Source organism: Variovorax humicola (genome assembly GCF_037889915.1).
Classification (GTDB): Bacteria; Pseudomonadota; Gammaproteobacteria; order Burkholderiales; family Burkholderiaceae_C; genus Variovorax; species Variovorax humicola.
On the sequence record NZ_JBBKZV010000001.1, the window covers coordinates 564,582 to 581,279 of the forward strand.

A 16,698-nucleotide genomic window follows, 5' to 3' on the forward strand; every position below is an offset into this window, starting at 1 on the left:
ACAGCGACCGGGGCGAGCGTGCTTCCTACAATCGAAGGATGCTCACCGATCTCGCGCCACAGGCTGGCTTGCCCCTGCTTCAGAACCTCAATCCGGAGCAGCTGGCGGCAGTCACCTTGCCCGCCGGCAACGCGCTGATCCTTGCCGGTGCAGGTTCCGGCAAGACGCGCGTGCTGACCACGCGCATTGCCTGGCTGCTGCAGACCGGCCAGGTGTCACCGGGCGGAATCCTGGCCGTGACGTTCACCAACAAGGCCGCCAAGGAAATGATGACGCGGCTGGCGGCGATGCTTCCAGTGAACGTGCGCGGCATGTGGATCGGTACCTTCCACGGACTGTGCAACCGTTTCCTGCGCGCGCACTGGAAACTGGCCGGATTGCCATCGACCTTCCAGATCCTCGACACGCAAGACCAGCTCTCGGCCATCAAGCGGTTGATGAAGCAGTTCAACGTCGACGACGAGCGCTTTCCGGCCAAGCAGACGCAATGGTTCATCGCGGGCGCCAAGGAAGACGGCCTGCGCCCGCGCGACATCGAGGCACGCAGCGAGGACGATCGCAAGAAGATCGAGCTTTACCAGTTGTACGAGGAACAATGCCAGCGGGAAGGCGTAGTCGATTTTGGCGAACTCATGCTGCGCAGCTACGAGCTTCTGCGCGACAACGATCCGGTGCGCGAGCACTACCAACGGCGCTTCCGCCACATCCTCATCGACGAATTCCAGGACACGAACCGGCTGCAGTACGCCTGGATCAAGATGCTTTCGGGTGCCATCGTGGAGGGGACGTTCCACCCCGGCGGCAACAGTGTGATCGCGGTGGGCGACGACGACCAGAGCATCTATGCCTTCCGCGGCGCCCGCGTCGGCAACATGGCCGACTTCGTGCGCGAGTTCGATGTGCGCCAGCAGATCAAGCTCGAACAGAACTACCGCAGCTACAGCAACATCCTCGATTCGGCCAACGCGCTGATTGGCCACAACACCAAGCGGCTCGGCAAGAACCTGCGCACAGAACAGGGTCCGGGCGAGCCGGTGCGGGTGTACGAATCGACCAGCGATTTCGCCGAGGCGCAGTGGATGGTCGACGAGATTCGTCAACTGGCGCGCGACGGCATCGACCGCAGCGAAATGGCTGTGCTCTATCGCAGCAATGCGCAGAGCCGGGTGATTGAAACCGCGCTGTTCAATGCGTCGGTGCCGTATCGCGTTTATGGCGGCTTGCGCTTCTTCGAGCGCGCGGAAATCAAGCACGCACTGGCTTACCTGCGACTGCTGGAGAACAAGGACGATGACACGAGCTTCCTGCGCGTCGTTAACTTTCCGCCGCGCGGCATCGGTGCGCGCAGCATCGAACAATTGCAGGACGCGGCGCGTGCGCGCGGGCAGTCGCTTCACGATGCGGTCGGATTGCTCGGCGGCAAGGCCGGCTCGAATCTATCGGCCTTCGTCGCGAAGATCGACGTGCTGCGCGAGCAGACGCAAGGCATTTCGCTGCGGGAAATCATCGAGCTCGTGCTCGACCACAGCGGCCTCATCGAGCACTACAAGGCCGACCGCGAAGGCGCGGATCGCCTCGAGAACCTGGACGAACTGGTGAACGCCGCTGAAAGCTTCGTCACGCAGGAAGGCTTTGGCCGCGACGCGGTGGCGCTGCCAGTCGACGAGTTGCGCCAGAGTGCCGCCAGCCAAGGCATCGACACCAGCCGGCCGTTGCTCGACATCCCGCTGGCAGACCTTGCGCCTGACGCGGACACCGGAGAAACGCTGAGCCCGCTGGCCGCCTTCCTCACGCATGCCGCGCTGGAGTCCGGCGACAACCAGGCCAAGGCCGGACAAGACGCGGTGCAGCTCATGACGGTGCACGCCGCCAAGGGCCTCGAGTTCGATTGCGTGTTCATCACCGGCATGGAAGAAGGGCTGTTCCCGCACGAGAACTCGATGAGCGACCGCGACAGCCTCGAGGAAGAGCGTCGCCTGATGTACGTCGCGATCACGCGCGCGCGCAAGCGCCTGTACCTGAGCCATTCGCAGACACGCATGCTGCACGGCCAGACGCGCTACAACCTCAAGAGCCGTTTCTTCGATGAGTTGCCCGACAGCGCGCTCAAGTGGCTGACGCCGAAGAACCAGGGCTTTGGCCAGTTTGGTGGCGGCATGACGAGTGCGGGGCGCGCGGGCGGAAGTTCGGGCAGTCGCTTCGGATCAGGCTATGGCGGTGGAAACCGGGCGCCGGAAACCTACGGAAGCGGCGCGGTGCCGATACAAAAGGCTGCACCCGCGCACGGCCTTCGCATCAGCCAGCAGGTGTTCCACAACAAGTTCGGCGAAGGCACGGTGACGGCGCTCGAAGGCAGCGGGGATGATGCGCGCGCGCAGATCAAGTTTTCGCGGCATGGCATCAAGTGGCTGGCACTGTCGGTGGCCAAGCTGACGCCGGTGTGACCGGCGCGCCGACGGGCGATCGAGTCCGTCGCCTTGTCTCAGTGCTCCATGACGCTGGCGCGTCTTCCGCGACGCATGAAACCGGGACGAGCACGGCAAGTCTGTTCGTGGCACCCGGCGACCGGCTTTTGCCGGGCCGCCGGGTGCGCCCCCTCGAGGACTTGAGGGGGAGGCGCCGCAGGCGCTTCGGGGGGTGCCTAGTCCGCGTTGAAGCTGTCGCGGAAACTGAACCAGGTGGAGCTGAGCGGCATTGCCGCCAGTGAAAGGGCGCAGCCGATCATGAGCGCGCCGCCCAGCACCGATGCCGCGTCGCCCAGGGCGAGCGCGCCAATGCCGACCAGCAGGGTGGCGATCAGTGCGAAGCTGATCGCGGCAACCATGCACACGCCGAACCACGACAGCAGGAACATCGCGTGGGCCCTGAAGTTGCGAAACAGCGCCACCAGGCTGAAGAACAGGCTCTTGACCGGCTCGACGCCATGCCAGTGCACGAGCCCTGGCGCATGCCACATGGCCAGCGACAGCGGTAGGTTGAGGCACATCACGAACAACTGCGCCAATTGAAATCGCTTGCTTGCCACGACTTCCGGGAGCACGTTGCTGTTGAGAAGGTAGGCGCCGGCGACCAGGCCGCCATCGATCAGCGCGGAAAGCCCGACCACCACCGCGAAATACAGCGCCGAAATCATGCCGAGCACCAGCATCGGCCGCCAACGCAGGCGCAGTGCCTGCAGGGCCGCGGTGAACATGGCGGGACCGACCGGCTTCGGTGTGTCGTCGTTGCTTGCTACCGATGCAGCGACCATCATTCCCAGCGTCAGGATCGGGACGAACAGGAACGGCAGGAAGCTTCCGACGAGCGGGAGTTGCGAGACGATCGAGATCAGCGCCATCAGCGAGAAGAACAACGAGATGAATGCCAGCGGTTGCCGCCAGAAAGTACGCAGGCCGAGTCGGACCCATTCGATCCCTGCGCGGGCCGGGACGAGGTGGAGTTTCATGGTCAGGCAGCTTGCAGTACGGGCCGCACGCGAATCGGCGAGCTGAGTTGCTGGACACGTTGACGCAGCACGCGCTCGAAGTGGCTCGGGTCGTGCGGCTTGAGCATGCTGGCTTCGCGCGGCAGGTGGAAATCCCACAGGCGAGAGATCCAGAAGCGCAGCGCGGCGGCGCGCAGCATGGCGGGCAGCAGGGTCCGCTCGGCCGGGTTCAGCGGACGCACGGAGCAGTAGGCGTCGAGCAGGGCCGCTGAGCGATCCACGTCTGCCTCGCCGGTAGGCAGGTCGATCGCCCAGTCGTTCAGGCACACGGCAAGGTCGAACAGCCAGGTGTCGGTGCCGGCGAAGTAGAAGTCGAACACGCCAGTGAGACGTGGCTTGCCGTCGCCGTCCACGGAAAACATGGCGTTGTCGCGGAACAGGTCGGCATGGATCGGGCCGCGCGGCAGGGCGAGGTAGGCGGACGACTCGGCCACATGGTTCTGGTAGGCCAGCTCGCTTTGCAGCAGGGCGGCTTGCGGCGCTTCGAGGTAGGGCAATACCACCGGGGCCGTGTCGTTCCACCAGGGCAGTCCGCGCAGGTTGGGCTGGATGCGTGGAAAGTCTCGCGCCGCGATGTGCATGCGGGCCAGCAACCGGCCGAGTTCGGTGCAATGCGCGGCGGTCGGCTGGAGTTCGCTGTGGCCTGCCAGCTTTTGCACCACGGCGGCCGGCTTGCCCTGGACCGTGTGCAACAGTTCGCAAGGGGCGTTGGCGGCTCGTTCCAGCGCGTGGCCCATCGGCGCCAGATGGATGGCCGGGTCGGCAGCCGGTGCCGGCACCGGAACGCCGCGCTCCGCCAGGTGCTGCATCAGGCAGAGGTAATACGGGAGCTGGTCGAAATGCAGGCGTTCGAATAGCGTCAGCACATATTCGCCGCGCTCGGTGGTCGCGAAGTAGTTGGTGTTTTCGATGCCGCCCTGGATGCCGCGCAGCTCGCGCAGTTCACCCAGGCCCAAGCGCTCAAGTAGCGCGCGCGCTTCGTCCGGCGCGACTTCCGTGAAGACAGCCACGGACGTTCAGAACTTGAAAACGTTCCAGACCCGGGGACCATTGCCCCCGGCGTCGGACTGGCCTGGCTGGTTCTGCTGCACGTGGGCGCCCGTACCCGGCAGCACCTCGTACTCGGGCGCCCTGCCTTTAGGCTTGACAGTGATGCTCTGCGTCTGGCCGCCATAGCGGACTTCATCGACAGTGGCGTTGCCGTCCTCGACGTGGATGTTCTCGATCTTCTGGTTTTGCCGTCCCGATGCGCCTTCAGGGACTGGCCGCACATCCGGCGCGGCCTGCGTGGGCGCCGGAGGTGGAGGGGTGGTCTGGGCCTGAACGCCGGCCAGCGGCAATACCCAGGCCAATACCGCGAGGGCATCGCGAACGGGCGGCAAATTGAGACGGCGCATAAAAGGATTGTAGGCCGCTGAACATGCCCGCGTTGTAAGAAGGTGCCAGCGGCGGGCGTCCGGAGAGGGACGTTTGGCCGCACGGCAAAATGGGCCGATGACCGACAAGAAAACGCTGCTGCTCGTCGATGGATCGAGCTACCTTTACCGTGCCTTTCACGCCATGCCGGATCTGCGCGCCGTGCCCGGCGACAACACGAGCCCGGCCACCGGCGCCATTCGCGGGATGATCAACATGACGCAGGCGCTGCGCCGCGAAGTGCGCGCCGATTACGCCGCCTGTGTCTTCGACGCGCCGGGCAAGACCTTTCGAGACGACTGGTACGGCGAATACAAGGCCAACCGCTCGCCGATGCCCGACGACCTGCGCAGCCAGGTGGCGCCCATCTACGAGGTGGTGCGCCTGCTCGGCTGGCCGGTGATGGTGGTGCCGGGCGTGGAGGCCGACGACGTGATCGGCACGTTGGCAAGGACGGCCGCGGACCAGGGCGTCGAGGTGATCGTGTCCAGCGGCGACAAGGACATGAGCCAGCTGGTCGACGAGCACATCACCATCATCGACACGATGAACGGCAAGAAGCGCGACGTGGCGGGGGTGACGGCCGAGTTCGGTGTGCCGCCGAACCTCATGATCGACTACCAGACGCTGGTCGGCGACTCGGTCGACAACGTGCCTGGGGTGGAGAAGGTCGGCCCCAAGACTGCCGCGAAGTGGTTGCTGGAATACGGCTCGCTGGATGGCCTCATCGCGCGGGCCGGCGAGGTCAAGGGGCAGGCCGGCGAGAACCTGCGCAAGGCGCTGGAATGGCTGCCGCAGGGCAAACGTCTTGTAACCATCCGCACCGATTGCGACCTGGCCGAGCATGTGGCCGGGCTGCCGTCGCTGGACGCGCTCGTGCCTGGAGCGCAGCAGGTCGACGAGCTGAAAGTCTTCTACGAGAAGTTTGGCTTCAAGAGCCTGGTCAAGACGCTCGAAACGCACGCCGTGCCGCCCGAACTCATCGAGCAGGACGCCAAGGCACAGCAGAGCGCCGACCCCAACCCTGGCCTGTTCGACGAGCCGGCCATGGCCGCGGCGGAGAAGGTCAGCAACCTCGCCTACGACACCGTCATGACGTGGGAAATGTTCGATGCGTGGCTTGCAAGGATCGAGGCCGCGGAGCTGGTTGCCATCGACACCGAGACCACGTCGCTCGACGAGATGCGCGCGGAGATCGTCGGCATCAGCTTCAGCGTGAAGCCGGGCGAGGCGGCTTATGTGCCGGTCGGCCACAACTATCCCGATGCGCCGGCGCAGTTGCCGCGCGACGAGGTGCTCGCGAAGCTCAAGCCCTGGCTCGAAAACGGTGCGAAGAAAAAGCTCGGCCAGCACGTCAAGTACGACCGCCACGTGTTCGCCAACCATGGCATCGAGGTGCAGGGTTATGCGCACGACACGATGCTGCAGAGCTACGTGCTCGAAGTGCACAAGCCACATGGCTTGGCGAGCCTGTCCGAGCGGCATCTGGGCCGCAGCGGCATCGACTACGAAGACATTTGCGGGAAGGGCGCGCACCAGATTTCGTTCAGCCAGGTGTCGATCGACAAGGCGGCCGAATATTCATGCGAGGACAGCGACCAGACGCTCGACGTGCACCTGGCACTGTGGCCCCAGTTGCAGGCCAACGAGAGACTGCTGTTCATCTACCAACTGGAGATGCAGAGCAGCGAGGCGCTGTATCGCATCGAACGCAACGGCGTCCTGATCGACGCGCCCACGCTGTCGGCGCAGAGTCACGAACTCGGCACGCGCATCATGGCGCTGGAACAGGAGGCCTACGGCATTGCGGGGCAGCCGTTCAACCTCGGCTCGCCCAAGCAGATCGGCGACATCTTCTTCAACAAGCTTGGCCTGCCGGTCATCAAGAAAACTCCCAGCGGTGCGCCGAGCACGGACGAAGAAGTGTTGGAGAAGCTCGCGGAAGACTATCCGCTGCCGGCGAAGATCCTCGAGCACCGTGGATTGTCGAAACTCAAGGGCACGTACACCGACAAGCTGGGCCAGCTTGCCAACCCGCGCAGCGGCCGCGTACACACGCACTATGCGCAGGCCGTGGCGGTGACCGGGCGGCTCAGCAGCAACGATCCGAACCTGCAGAACATTCCGATCCGCACGCCCGAAGGCCGGCGCGTGCGCGAAGCCTTCGTGGCACCCGCAGGCAGCGTGATCGCGAGCGCCGACTATTCGCAGATCGAGTTGCGCATCATGGCGCACCTGAGTGACGATGCCTCGCTGCTGCGTGCCTTCACCGAGGGCATCGACGTGCATCGCGCCACCGCGGCCGAGGTGTTCGGCAGCACGCCGGACCAGGTGTCGAGCGAGCAGCGCCGCTATGCCAAGGTGATCAACTTCGGCCTGATCTACGGCATGAGCAGCTTCGGCCTGGCACGCAACCTGGGTATCGAGACGAAAGCGGCTGCGGCGTACATCGACAGGTACTTCCAGCGCTATCCGGGCGTGAAGGTCTACATGGACGAAACCAAGGCATTGGCGAAGGAGAAGGGCTACGTCGAGACGGTGTTCGGCCGTCGCCTGTATCTGCCCGAGATCAATTCCCCCAACGGTCCGCGCCGCGGCGGCGCCGAGCGCGCCGCCATCAACGCGCCGATGCAGGGCACGGCAGCCGACTTGATCAAGCTCAGCATGGTCGAGGTGCAGCGTGTGCTCGATGCCGAGCAGCGTTGCACGAAGATGATCATGCAGGTGCACGACGAACTGGTGTTCGAAGTGCCCGAGGCCGAGAGCGAGTGGGTGCGCACGGAGATTCCGCGCATCATGGCCGGCGTCGCGTCGCTGAAGGTGCCGCTGCTCGCAGAGATCGGCTTTGGTCCGAACTGGGACAAGGCGCATTGAGTCCGGACAGCCGGACGGGGACGAGTCAGAGGTACTTGTGGAAGTCCGCAACACGCGGCCGCTTGCAACTCCCATTGCGCCGTCTTGTCGCAGTAGGCGCATTCCTTCAGCCAGGGGCGGCACCAGCCGGTTGCACCCGAATCCGCAGCTAATTCTCATCAAGCAAACTCTTGTCCAATCACACTCTGGAGACACCCTCCGATGCTCAAGTCAGACCTGCAAGACGAATTTGATTCCCTGAACCCCGGCGACTCGAACGAGGCGGGTGCGTCGCGCCGCACCGCGCTCAAGATCGCCATCGGCGTGGGCTATGCGGCGGCGACGCTGCCGATTGCGGCGCAGACGGTGATCTCGACAACGACCGAGGGGCTGAAGGCGGGTCCGGTCAAGTACCCGGTGAATGGGTTCGATGTGCCGGCCTACATCGCGGCGCCCGCCGGGGGCACGGGCTTTCCGGTCATCCTGGTGGTGCAGGAAGTCTTCGGCGTGACCGAATATATCGCCGATACTTGTCGCCGATTCGCCCAGCTCGGCTACCTTGCCATCGCGCCTGAACTCTATGCCCGACAGGGTGATCCGCGGCGCGCCGACGACACTGGCAAGCTGCTGACCGAGATCGTTTCGAAGGTGCCCGATGGACAGGTGCTGGCGGATCTCGATGGTGCCCTGGCATTCGCCGGCGCCAACGGCGGCAACGTGGCCAAGGCCGGCATCACCGGCTTCTGCTGGGGCGGTCGCATCGTCTGGCTGTACGCGGCCACCGGCAAGGTCAAGGCCGGCGTGGCCTGGTATGGCCGGCTGGTGGGGCAGGAGAGCACGCTCACGCCGAAGCAGCCGGTCGACGTCGGCGCCATGCTGCAGGCGCCGGTGCTGGGTCTCTACGGCGGCAAGGACAAAGGCATCCCGCTTGACACGATTGATAAGATGAAGTCCGTCCTGGCAATCGGCACGCCCGCTGCCAGGGCCTCGCAGTTCGTCGTGTACCCCGAAGCAGGCCATGCCTTCCATGCCGACTACCGTCCGAGCTATGTGAAGAGCGCGGCAGACGATGGATGGCGGCGTGCGCTGGAGTGGTTCAAGGCCAACGGCGTGGTCTGACGACGACAATTGCAACCACGGCATTCGCGCTCAGCGCATGTGAGCCGTCCTTCGGGGCGGCTTTTGTTTTGACCCGAGCTACATGAACCTAATCGCCATCACCGTTGCGACCCTGGTCGCCGGCATCGGCAGCGTCTGGATCGCGGCCTTGCTGCTGCGACTCGGCGTGCAGCGCGACGACAGCGCGCACGGCGCGCAATACCTGCTGAGCCTGGCAGCCGGCGCGCTGCTGGCCACCGCCTTCATGCACCTGCTGCCCGAGGCTTTCGAAAGCGGCCTGGAGCCCGCCACGCTGTTCGCGACGCTGCTGCTGGGGCTGGTGGTTTTCTTCCTCCTCGACAAGGCCGAGTTGTGGCACCACGGGCACGAGCATCATCACGAAGACAAGCACGAGCTCGAACACGGTCACGCCCATGAACATGCGCACGCGCATCACCATCATCACGGCGAAGCGCCGCGCGCCGGCGGCTGGGCTGTGCTTACGGGCGACAGCGTGCATTGTTTCGGCGATGGCGTGCTGATCGCATCGGCCTTCATCGCCGACATGCGCCTCGGCATGGTCGCCGCGCTGGCCGTGCTGGCGCACGAGGTGCCACACCACATCGGCGACCTGGTGGTGCTGCGCCAGACCTCGGCAAACCCGCGCGCGGCGCTGGTCAAGGTGTCGCTGGCCGGCACCATGACTGCCTTGGGCGGGCTGGCCGGCTGGGCGCTGGTCGATTCGCTGCACAGCCTGCTGCCTTACTTCCTGGTGCTGGCGAGCAGCAGTTTCATCTACGTGGCGCTGGCCGACCTGATTCCGCAGTTGCAGAAGCGCTTGACCGCGCGCCAGACCGTTGCGCAGATCACCTGGCTCGCGGTCGGCATCGTCCTTGTCACATTGGTGAGTCGCCTGGCGCATGGCGAGCGTGGCCATGGTCATGGGGAGCCGCACGCGGCGCACGGTCCGGCATCGAGCACGTTGCAACTTTGAACATTTCGGGCCAAATCAGGCGCACCATTGGGGGTCTGCGAGAAATCCCAAGGAGCACGACCATGAGCAGGGCCCCATCAACCCGCCGCACCGTCAAGCCGCCCACGGGCGCCCCCGACGTTCCCATGCTTGGCGATGGCTTCGAAGTGTCTGACGACGACCTGGCCAACGAGCTGGAAGAAGAAACCGGCATCGACCTGACCGATGCCAGCGAACTCGATGCCGACAACGTTCCGATCGATGAGGAGTTCGATCGCGTGAGGCAGGCGCCCGATTGACCGATTGATTCGTCAGGCCTTGCGCACCGCCGCGCGCACGGCGGCATTGACCGAGGGCCGGTCGGCGTAGAAGTGGAGTCTTCAACGCCCTCCGATGTCGCCTTACCGGCATAGGCCGTGATTTCCGCGCCGTCACCTTGTGCAGTTCACCTGCCATCGGCACGATCAGGTCGTGCTCCCCGCCGGCCGCTTCCCACAGCTCGATGGACATGGCGTAGTTGTCGGCCGGGTCGCCATTGCCTACCGCGCCCGCATCGCCGCGCCAGTACGCCTGGGGCAGCAGCACCGTCGCATGCCTGAAGAACGCTGCCCAGGGCAGGTTGGGGTGTTGCATGCTGGCGCGATAGTGCGAGGTCACGCCGAAAGGCCGGCCGTTGGCCGCACAGGAAATCGTTTCGCAAAATTCCAAGGCCAGGCCGGCAAGTCCGGGGCGGTTCCAGTCGCAGGTGGCCTGGCCCGTTGAGCCTTTCGGGGGCGACGTAGTAGCCGTCGAGGCCGTGCGCGAACAGCTCGACCGCCTTTTGCGCCTCTTGCATCGCCGGATCGCGCCGGGGCCGAGGGCCGGCGCCAAGCCGTACACCGCCATGCCCGCCGCGTGGAACACGCCGATCGCCTTCTGCTCGTCGTTGTCGGCGTGAATCGCTACGTCGGTGGCGCCGTACTGCTGCGCGCTCTGGAGAAATTCGTTGACCTCGTCGTAGTGGACCGCCCAGAGGACTTTTTTCGGGACATGGCAAGGACCCCGGTCAACAAGGGATGAATGGGGTTGCCAGAGTGCGCGGGCTTGCACGCTTGCACATCCCTCCCGCGGGGGCGTCCACGCGCTTGTCGCGCCCATGGCATCTGGGTTGGCCTGATCCGGGACGCGCAGCGAATGCACGGCCGCAGCCCCGCTGCGCGGGGTGCGTTCCGCGGCCTGCGTTCAGGCCCTGAGGAGGGGTTCGGCGATCACTCGAGGGTGAAGCCGACCTTCAGCGTCACCTGCCAGTGCGCTACCTTGCCATCCTGCACATGGCCGCGCGTTTCGAGTACCTCGAACCACTGGATGTTGCGCACCGATTCGCTGGCCTTGGTGATGGCATTCTTCACCGCCTCGTCACTGCTGGTCGGCGACGAGCCGGTGAGTTCGATGTGCTTGTAGATGTGCGTGCTCATGATGTCTCCGGTTGGTTGAAAAAGCGGCGGCGCCATCTTATGACCGAAGACGCCTTGGGTGCACGCTGATGGACAGCCGCGCCGCATTGCGGCTCAATCCGGCATGGTTGCCGGAGTCGCACCGATGAAGTCCATTGATCCCACGCGCTGCTGCATCGTCGGTGGCGGCCCGGCCGGCATGATGCTTGGGCTCTTGCTGTCGCGCGCCGGCGTCGAAGTGATCGTGCTCGAAAAGCACGGCGACTTCTTGCGCGACTTTCGCGGAGACACGGTGCATCCCTCCACGCTCGACGTGATGGCCGACCTGGGCCTGCTCGACCGCTTCCTGTCCCGGCCGCACGACGAGGCGCACCGGCTGCGTGCGCACATTTCCGGGCAGGAAGTCGGGCTGGCCGATTTTTCGCGCCTGTCGACGCGTTGCAAGTTCATCGCGATGATGCCGCAGTGGCACTTCCTGGATTTTCTCCGTGATCAGGCCGAGCAGTACGCCGAGTTCCGGCTGATGCTCGACACCGAGGCCACTGGTCTCGTCGAGCGTGACGGGCGCGTGGTGGGTGTCGAGGTATCGAAGGCGGAGGGCGCGTCGCGGATCGCCTGTGATCTGGTGGTGGCGGCCGACGGGCGCCACTCGGTGCTTCGCGGGGCGGCCGGGCTCATGGTGCGCGACATTGGAGCGCCCATCGACGTGCTGTGGATGCGCCTGCCCAAGCGGCCCGACGACCCCGACGGATCGAGCGGCTACATCGACACCGGCCACTTCATGGCGACCATCGACCGCAACACCTACTGGCAGTGCGCCTACGTCATTGCCAAGGGCGGCATCGCGGCGATCCAGGCGCGCGGGATCGAGAGCTTTCGCAAGGAAGTCGCGGCGATCGTGCCGCCCTTTGCGGATCGCGTGGACCAGATTGCGAGTTGGGACGACGTGAAACTGTTGAGCGTGACGGTCGACCGGCTCGAGAAGTGGTGGAAGCCGGGCCTGCTGTGCATTGGCGATGCGGCGCACGCGATGTCCCCCGTGGGCGGCGTCGGCATCAATCTCGCTGTGCAGGACGCGGTCGCCACGGCCAACCTGCTGCGCGACGTACTGGTCGACCCGAACGAGAGCGCCAATGCCATCACGGCGCTGCTGCCCAAAGTGCAAGAACGGCGCGAGTTTCCCGCCAAGGTGACGCAGGCAGCGCAGGTGGCGGTGCAGAACCGCTTGCTCGCGCCGGTGCTGCAGAGCGGCGCTGGGCCGGGAAAGCGATTCGCGGTGCCGTGGATCTTGCGCATGGCGCAGCGATTTCCGATCTTGCAGGGCATCCCGGCGTATGCCGTCGGGATCGGGGTGCGGCCTGAACGGGTGCGCCGATAGGCCGAACTGGGTCCCGGCGCTGGCGCGCTTCGGGAAGCAACGCAATCCGTGTCAGCGGTTGTTCGGATCGTCCGGCCGGTGGCCCGGAGGGCGGTCCGAGGAACCGCGCGCCTGCTGTTCCCGGGCGCGGTGTTGTTGCGCCTGCTGGGCCTGCTGGGCATGCTGGGCCTGCTGCGCCTGCTGCGCCTGCTGCGCCTGCTGCGCCTGCTGCGCCTGCTGCGCCTGCTGCGCCTGCTGCGCCTGCTGCGCCTGAGCCTGAGCCTGACGGGCCTGGGCTTGTGCGAGCTGTTGGGCTTGCTGTTGTTGTTGCTGTTGCCGTTGCTGCGCCTGTTGCTGCCGCGCCTGCTCCTGATGTTGAAGCTGCTGTTGCTGCTGCGCTATTTGTTGTTGGCGTTGCGCCTGTTGTTGCTGCGCTTGCTGCTGCTGCTGCTGCTGTTGCTGCAGTTGTCGTTGATGCCGCGCCTGATCCTGCTGCTGGGCCTGCAACTGACGGGCTTGCGCCTGGTGCGCGTGTTGCGCCTGCGCCTGCGCTTGCTGTGCCTGTGCCTGCTGGGCTTGCAACTGTTGGTGGTGTTGCTGTTGTTGTTGTTGCTGCTGCTGCTGCTGCTGCTGCTGCTGTTGCGCCTGATGCCTGCGCGCGTCTTCCTGCTGCGCTTGCTGCTGATGAAGCTGGCCCTGCCGTGCGTCGTTCTGCGCCTGCCTTGCTTGCTGTGCCTGTTGCGCCTGTTGCTGCCGCGCCTGCTCTTGCTGCTGGCGCAATTGCGCCTGTTGTTGTCTCGATTGCGCTTGCTGGGCCTGTGCCTGTTGGCGGCTTGCCTGCTCCTGCTGCAGTCGCTGCGCCTGCTGTTGTTGTCGCGCTTGTTGTTTGCGCAACTCGTCGAGTTGGGCCTGCTGTTGCCGCTCCTGCGCCTGCAGCGCCTGCATCTGCTGCGGCCGTGCGCCGGTATTGTTGTTGAAGTAGTTGTTGCGAGTGTTGTTCTGAATCACCGTTTCGGAGCGCGACACGTAGGTCGAGCGGTTGTAGACCACCGCGGGCCTTTCATACACAGGCGCCGCTTGCGGCGCGCGCGCGCCGCGCGGGTAGGGTACCGGCCGGCCCCAGTTCATGCCCCATGAATGCCAGCCCCAGTCGTGCCGCTCCAGCGCCGCGCCGACCACCACCCCGGCACCGAATGTCAGCAGGCCCGCCGTCGCGACCTGGGCGTTGCTATAGCGCGGCTCGGCGTACACGGGGGGCGACCAGACATAGCCGGGGTACAGGGGTACGGGCTCCCCGTAGATAACCTGCGGGTCATAGCTCGGCACGTAAACCAGGTCGGGTTGTGCGGGCGCAATGGTGATGTAGGCGTCCGGCCCCGGCGCCGCCGCGACGCGCAGTTTCGGCGTGCTCTTCAACTTGCCGGCCCGCGACGCACGCTGGCGCATCGCCTGGACCGCGCCCAGCGTGCCGTCCGGGTCGTTGTAGTAGGCCTGCCCGAGCGCGGTGGTCCACGGCAGGTTGTTTGCCATCTGGTCGAGCACGGGCCTGAAGGCGGTGAGCGACTTGATGCTCGGGTCCCATGGTTGTCGTTCGGCGGCATCAGCCAGCGGGCCGGCCTTGAGTCCGGCGTTCCGCGCGAGCCATTGGTCGGCGGCCGTGACCTGGTCGGGCCAGGTAGCGCCGGCCAGCACTTGCGCGACCAGCTTGTCGGGGTACAGCGCGATCGGGGCCACGAGTTGATCAAGCTGTTCCGGGGTCGGTGGCGTGTAGGCCGGTGGTGCGGGCGCGGCGACGGCCACGGTCTGTGGCGCCGGCTCGGCCGGCGGTGGTAGCGGCTCGGCTGTTGCGGAAGGCGCCGGCGGCGCGGTGGGGTTGGGAACGCCCTTGAGCTTGTCGCAGCCGGCCAGAGTGAGTACGCCCGCGCAGGCCGCAAGAATCAGGAGCCGGGAGAGCGGGGCGCCGCGAAAGGAGGTAATGGCAGAAGTCATCGCATGCAGGGTGTGAAAGTCGTCATGGTCCTCCACAGACTTGTACAACGTCCATCTTCAAGGGTGCGACGACATCCGGGTGACGGCCTTCGTCGTCGTGCCTTGTAGTCGCAGCGCCATTGCTTCGCGCCGCCGGTGCATTCTGCCGGACCTTTTCCGGCCTTCAATACTTGCGCGCCCGGCCAGCCGGAGTCAGTCGATCCGTGTTGGACCGGCGGTGCGCTCAGCCCTTTGCGACAGGCCTCGCGGCATCGCTGCACCACTCGCTCCAACTGCCTGCATAAAGGCCGGTGGCGCCATAGCCGGCCACGCGCATGGCCAGCAGGTTCGGCAGGGCGCTCACGCCGCTGCCACAGTGGTGCACCACGCCGGCCGGATCGCGTCCGGCCAGCAGGGCATCGAACTCCTGGCGGAGTTGCGCTGCAGGCTTCATGCGCCCGTCGGCACCGAGGTTTTCGCTGAACGGACGGTTCAACGCGCCCGGGATGTGGCCGGCCACCGGGTCGAGGGGTTCCACTTCGCCGCGATAGCGCGGTGCGGCGCGCGCATCGATGAGGGTTTGGCCGGAGTCGCCGAGCCGCTGGAGCACCGTGTCGGTCACGACCAGGCCGGCCAGTTCCGTCCCGATCACGAAGTTGGACTGGAAGTGCGACGGCTCCTCGCGTCCGGTGACTTCGCCGCCCGCGGCCTGCCACGCTTGCAACCCCCCGTCGAGCACGGCTGCGGCCTCGTGCCCGACCCACTGGAGCATCCACCAGAGCCGGCCGCAGTAGTTCAGTCCATTGCGGTCATACACGACGGCCTGCATGTCGTTGCGAAAGCCGATGCTCGACAGCCATTCGGCAAAGCGTTCGCGGCTCGGCAACGGATGGCGGCCCCCCGATGCCGGCGCGCCCATGTCCGCGGCGATCACCGTGCCGCCCTTGCCCGGCACGCCGTGCGGCGCGCTCAGGTCGGTGTCGAGGTTGGCATACACCGCGCCAGGGATGTGGCCCTCGCGGTATTGCTGTTCGCCGGCATGCGGCCGGGTCAGGTCGAAGGTGCAGTCGAACACCATCAACGGTGTGCCGCCGGCCTGCAGGGCCTTCAGTTGCTCGACGGAGACTAGGGTCGTATACATCGGTCTGTCCTTTTCCTGGCTCAGTGTTCTTCCGCTGGCGCCTTCGGCACGGCACGCTGGCGCAGGATGGTCGCGACGATGCCGCTGGCCACGATCAGCGCCATGCCGCCCCAGCCCAGCGCGTCGATGCGGTCGCCGAACAGCAGCACACTGTAGAGCCCCGCGAAGACGATGCCCGAATATTGCAGGTTGGCGACCAGCAGCGTACCGCCGGGGGTCTTGGCCCTCGAGTAGGCGCGTGTCATGCACAACTGTCCGAGGGCAGCCAGTACGCCGACCGGCAACAGCCACAGGGCCTGGACCCCGGGCCACTCCGAGAACCCGGTCGCCACCGAACCGATGCCGCCCGCCACGGCGGAGCCCACCGCAAAGTAGAACACCGTGCGCGCCTCCGGTTCGCCGAGCTTCGACAGCGCCACCACCTGCATGTAGGCAAAGGCGGCCGTCAGGCCGGACATCAGGCCGATCATTCCGGCAAAGGCCTGCCGGGCGCCGAGCGTGGGCCGCAGCATCATCACCACGCCGGCAAAGCCCACGACCACCGTGAGCATCAGCGCACCCTGCAATGCCGGACGTTGCACACGGCCATCACGCCCCGGCAGCGGCACCCACGCGAGCAGCGTGCCGCCGATCAGGAACACGGCAATCCACACGCTGCTCATGTAGTTGAGCGTCATCGACGTGGCCAGCGGCAGGTGGGCAATGGAATAGAACCAGGCGCCCAGCGACACCACGCCGATGAAGCTGCGCCAGGCATGCATGCCGGGGTATTGCGTGCCCAGCGACACGCCGCGGCTGCGTGCCAGCAGCGCCAGGAAAACGATGCCGATCAGCCCGCGGTAGAACACCAGTTCGGCGCTCGAGAACCACACCGAGGCAATCTTCACGCAGACCCCCATGGTCGCGAAAATCAGTGCGGCCAGCACCATCCAGAGCGCTTGCATCTTGCCTCTAAACGTGTGAAAAAAGGGGAGG

General features: G+C 65.8%; 14 protein-coding genes. 7 read left to right on the forward strand and 7 right to left on the reverse strand.

All coding sequences use genetic code 11. From position 1 onward, the window contains the following. Positions 1 to 38 precede the first annotated feature (38 nt). Positions 39 to 2,444 carry a UvrD-helicase domain-containing protein gene (locus tag WKW80_RS02700; RefSeq protein WP_340361970.1) on the forward strand — a complete coding sequence of 802 codons (2,406 nt, stop codon included), beginning with the start codon at positions 39 to 41 and terminating at the stop codon, positions 2,442 to 2,444. 197 nt (positions 2,445 to 2,641) lie between these two features. Here the strand turns inward: WKW80_RS02700 and WKW80_RS02705 are convergent, their stop codons facing one another. Genes WKW80_RS02705 through WKW80_RS02715 form a run of 3 tightly spaced genes read right to left on the reverse strand, consistent with a single transcriptional unit; the run spans position 2,642 to position 4,881 of the window. After that, positions 2,642 to 3,445 carry a BPSS1780 family membrane protein gene (locus WKW80_RS02705; protein WP_340361971.1) on the reverse strand — a complete coding sequence of 268 codons (804 nt, stop codon included), beginning with the start codon at positions 3,443 to 3,445 and terminating at the stop codon, positions 2,642 to 2,644. Positions 3,446 to 3,447: 2 nt separating this feature from the next. Then, complete coding sequence (locus tag WKW80_RS02710) at positions 3,448 to 4,494, reverse strand: homoserine kinase (RefSeq protein WP_340361972.1); 1,047 nt, start codon at positions 4,492 to 4,494, stop codon at positions 3,448 to 3,450. Between the two features lie 6 nt (positions 4,495 to 4,500). Beyond that, on the reverse strand, positions 4,501 to 4,881 hold the full coding sequence (locus tag WKW80_RS02715; RefSeq protein ID WP_340361973.1) for a hypothetical protein: 381 nt from the start codon (positions 4,879 to 4,881) through the stop codon (positions 4,501 to 4,503). A 97-nt stretch (positions 4,882 to 4,978) separates the two neighbouring features. Between WKW80_RS02715 and polA the strand changes: the two genes are divergently transcribed. From polA to WKW80_RS02740, 5 genes are all read left to right on the forward strand, one after another. Beyond that, positions 4,979 to 7,774: a DNA polymerase I gene (gene polA, locus WKW80_RS02720; RefSeq protein ID WP_340361974.1), complete on the forward strand. Its 2,796-nt coding sequence runs from the start codon at positions 4,979 to 4,981 to the stop codon at positions 7,772 to 7,774. A gap of 201 nt (positions 7,775 to 7,975) precedes the next feature. Further along, positions 7,976 to 8,872, forward strand: a complete 897-nt coding sequence (locus WKW80_RS02725; protein ID WP_340361975.1) for a dienelactone hydrolase family protein — start codon at positions 7,976 to 7,978, stop codon at positions 8,870 to 8,872. 82 nt (positions 8,873 to 8,954) lie between these two features. Continuing rightward, positions 8,955 to 9,845, forward strand: a complete 891-nt coding sequence (locus WKW80_RS02730; RefSeq protein ID WP_340361976.1) for a ZIP family metal transporter — start codon at positions 8,955 to 8,957, stop codon at positions 9,843 to 9,845. Positions 9,846 to 9,907: 62 nt separating this feature from the next. After that, entirely contained in the window at positions 9,908 to 10,123 is a 216-nt protein-coding gene (locus WKW80_RS02735; RefSeq protein ID WP_340361977.1) for a hypothetical protein, read from the forward strand. A gap of 446 nt (positions 10,124 to 10,569) precedes the next feature. Next, entirely contained in the window at positions 10,570 to 10,761 is a 192-nt protein-coding gene (locus tag WKW80_RS02740) for a hypothetical protein (protein ID WP_340361978.1), read from the forward strand. 310 nt (positions 10,762 to 11,071) lie between these two features. Here WKW80_RS02740 and WKW80_RS02745 read toward each other — a convergent pair whose 3' ends face one another. Further along, positions 11,072 to 11,278: a dodecin gene (locus WKW80_RS02745; RefSeq protein WP_340361979.1), complete on the reverse strand. Its 207-nt coding sequence runs from the start codon at positions 11,276 to 11,278 to the stop codon at positions 11,072 to 11,074. Positions 11,279 to 11,402: 124 nt separating this feature from the next. Between WKW80_RS02745 and WKW80_RS02750 the strand changes: the two genes are divergently transcribed. After that, positions 11,403 to 12,635 carry an FAD-dependent oxidoreductase gene (locus WKW80_RS02750; protein ID WP_340361980.1) on the forward strand — a complete coding sequence of 411 codons (1,233 nt, stop codon included), beginning with the start codon at positions 11,403 to 11,405 and terminating at the stop codon, positions 12,633 to 12,635. A 51-nt stretch (positions 12,636 to 12,686) separates the two neighbouring features. On the opposite strand, the gene WKW80_RS02755 is transcribed toward WKW80_RS02750, so the two are convergent. The 3 genes from WKW80_RS02755 to WKW80_RS02765 all read right to left on the reverse strand — a co-directional run bounded on the left by WKW80_RS02755 (position 12,687) and on the right by WKW80_RS02765 (position 16,667). Then, positions 12,687 to 14,603 carry a DUF3300 domain-containing protein gene (locus WKW80_RS02755; RefSeq protein ID WP_340361981.1) on the reverse strand — a complete coding sequence of 639 codons (1,917 nt, stop codon included), beginning with the start codon at positions 14,601 to 14,603 and terminating at the stop codon, positions 12,687 to 12,689. Between the two features lie 223 nt (positions 14,604 to 14,826). Further along, positions 14,827 to 15,723: a sulfurtransferase gene (locus WKW80_RS02760; protein ID WP_340361982.1), complete on the reverse strand. Its 897-nt coding sequence runs from the start codon at positions 15,721 to 15,723 to the stop codon at positions 14,827 to 14,829. Positions 15,724 to 15,743: 20 nt separating this feature from the next. Beyond that, positions 15,744 to 16,667: a DMT family transporter gene (locus WKW80_RS02765; protein WP_340361983.1), complete on the reverse strand. Its 924-nt coding sequence runs from the start codon at positions 16,665 to 16,667 to the stop codon at positions 15,744 to 15,746. Positions 16,668 to 16,698: the final 31 nt, after the last annotated feature.

What these genes read in the sequence shown, in the direction of transcription:
- WKW80_RS02700 (WP_340361970.1), top strand. Translation starts at nt 39, where the DNA reads ATGCTCACCGATCTCGCGCCACAGGCTGGCTTGCCCCTGCTTCAGAAC.
- WKW80_RS02705 (WP_340361971.1), bottom strand. Translation starts at nt 3,445, where the DNA reads ATGAAACTCCACCTCGTCCCGGCCCGCGCAGGGATCGAATGGGTCCGA.
- WKW80_RS02715 (WP_340361973.1), bottom strand. Translation starts at nt 4,881, where the DNA reads ATGCGCCGTCTCAATTTGCCGCCCGTTCGCGATGCCCTCGCGGTATTG.
- polA (WP_340361974.1), top strand. Translation starts at nt 4,979, where the DNA reads ATGACCGACAAGAAAACGCTGCTGCTCGTCGATGGATCGAGCTACCTT.
- WKW80_RS02725 (WP_340361975.1), top strand. Translation starts at nt 7,976, where the DNA reads ATGCTCAAGTCAGACCTGCAAGACGAATTTGATTCCCTGAACCCCGGC.
- WKW80_RS02730 (WP_340361976.1), top strand. Translation starts at nt 8,955, where the DNA reads ATGAACCTAATCGCCATCACCGTTGCGACCCTGGTCGCCGGCATCGGC.
- WKW80_RS02735 (WP_340361977.1), top strand. Translation starts at nt 9,908, where the DNA reads ATGAGCAGGGCCCCATCAACCCGCCGCACCGTCAAGCCGCCCACGGGC.
- WKW80_RS02745 (WP_340361979.1), bottom strand. Translation starts at nt 11,278, where the DNA reads ATGAGCACGCACATCTACAAGCACATCGAACTCACCGGCTCGTCGCCG.
- WKW80_RS02750 (WP_340361980.1), top strand. Translation starts at nt 11,403, where the DNA reads ATGAAGTCCATTGATCCCACGCGCTGCTGCATCGTCGGTGGCGGCCCG.
- WKW80_RS02755 (WP_340361981.1), bottom strand. Translation starts at nt 14,603, where the DNA reads ATGACTTCTGCCATTACCTCCTTTCGCGGCGCCCCGCTCTCCCGGCTC.
- WKW80_RS02760 (WP_340361982.1), bottom strand. Translation starts at nt 15,723, where the DNA reads ATGTATACGACCCTAGTCTCCGTCGAGCAACTGAAGGCCCTGCAGGCC.
- WKW80_RS02765 (WP_340361983.1), bottom strand. Translation starts at nt 16,667, where the DNA reads ATGCAAGCGCTCTGGATGGTGCTGGCCGCACTGATTTTCGCGACCATG.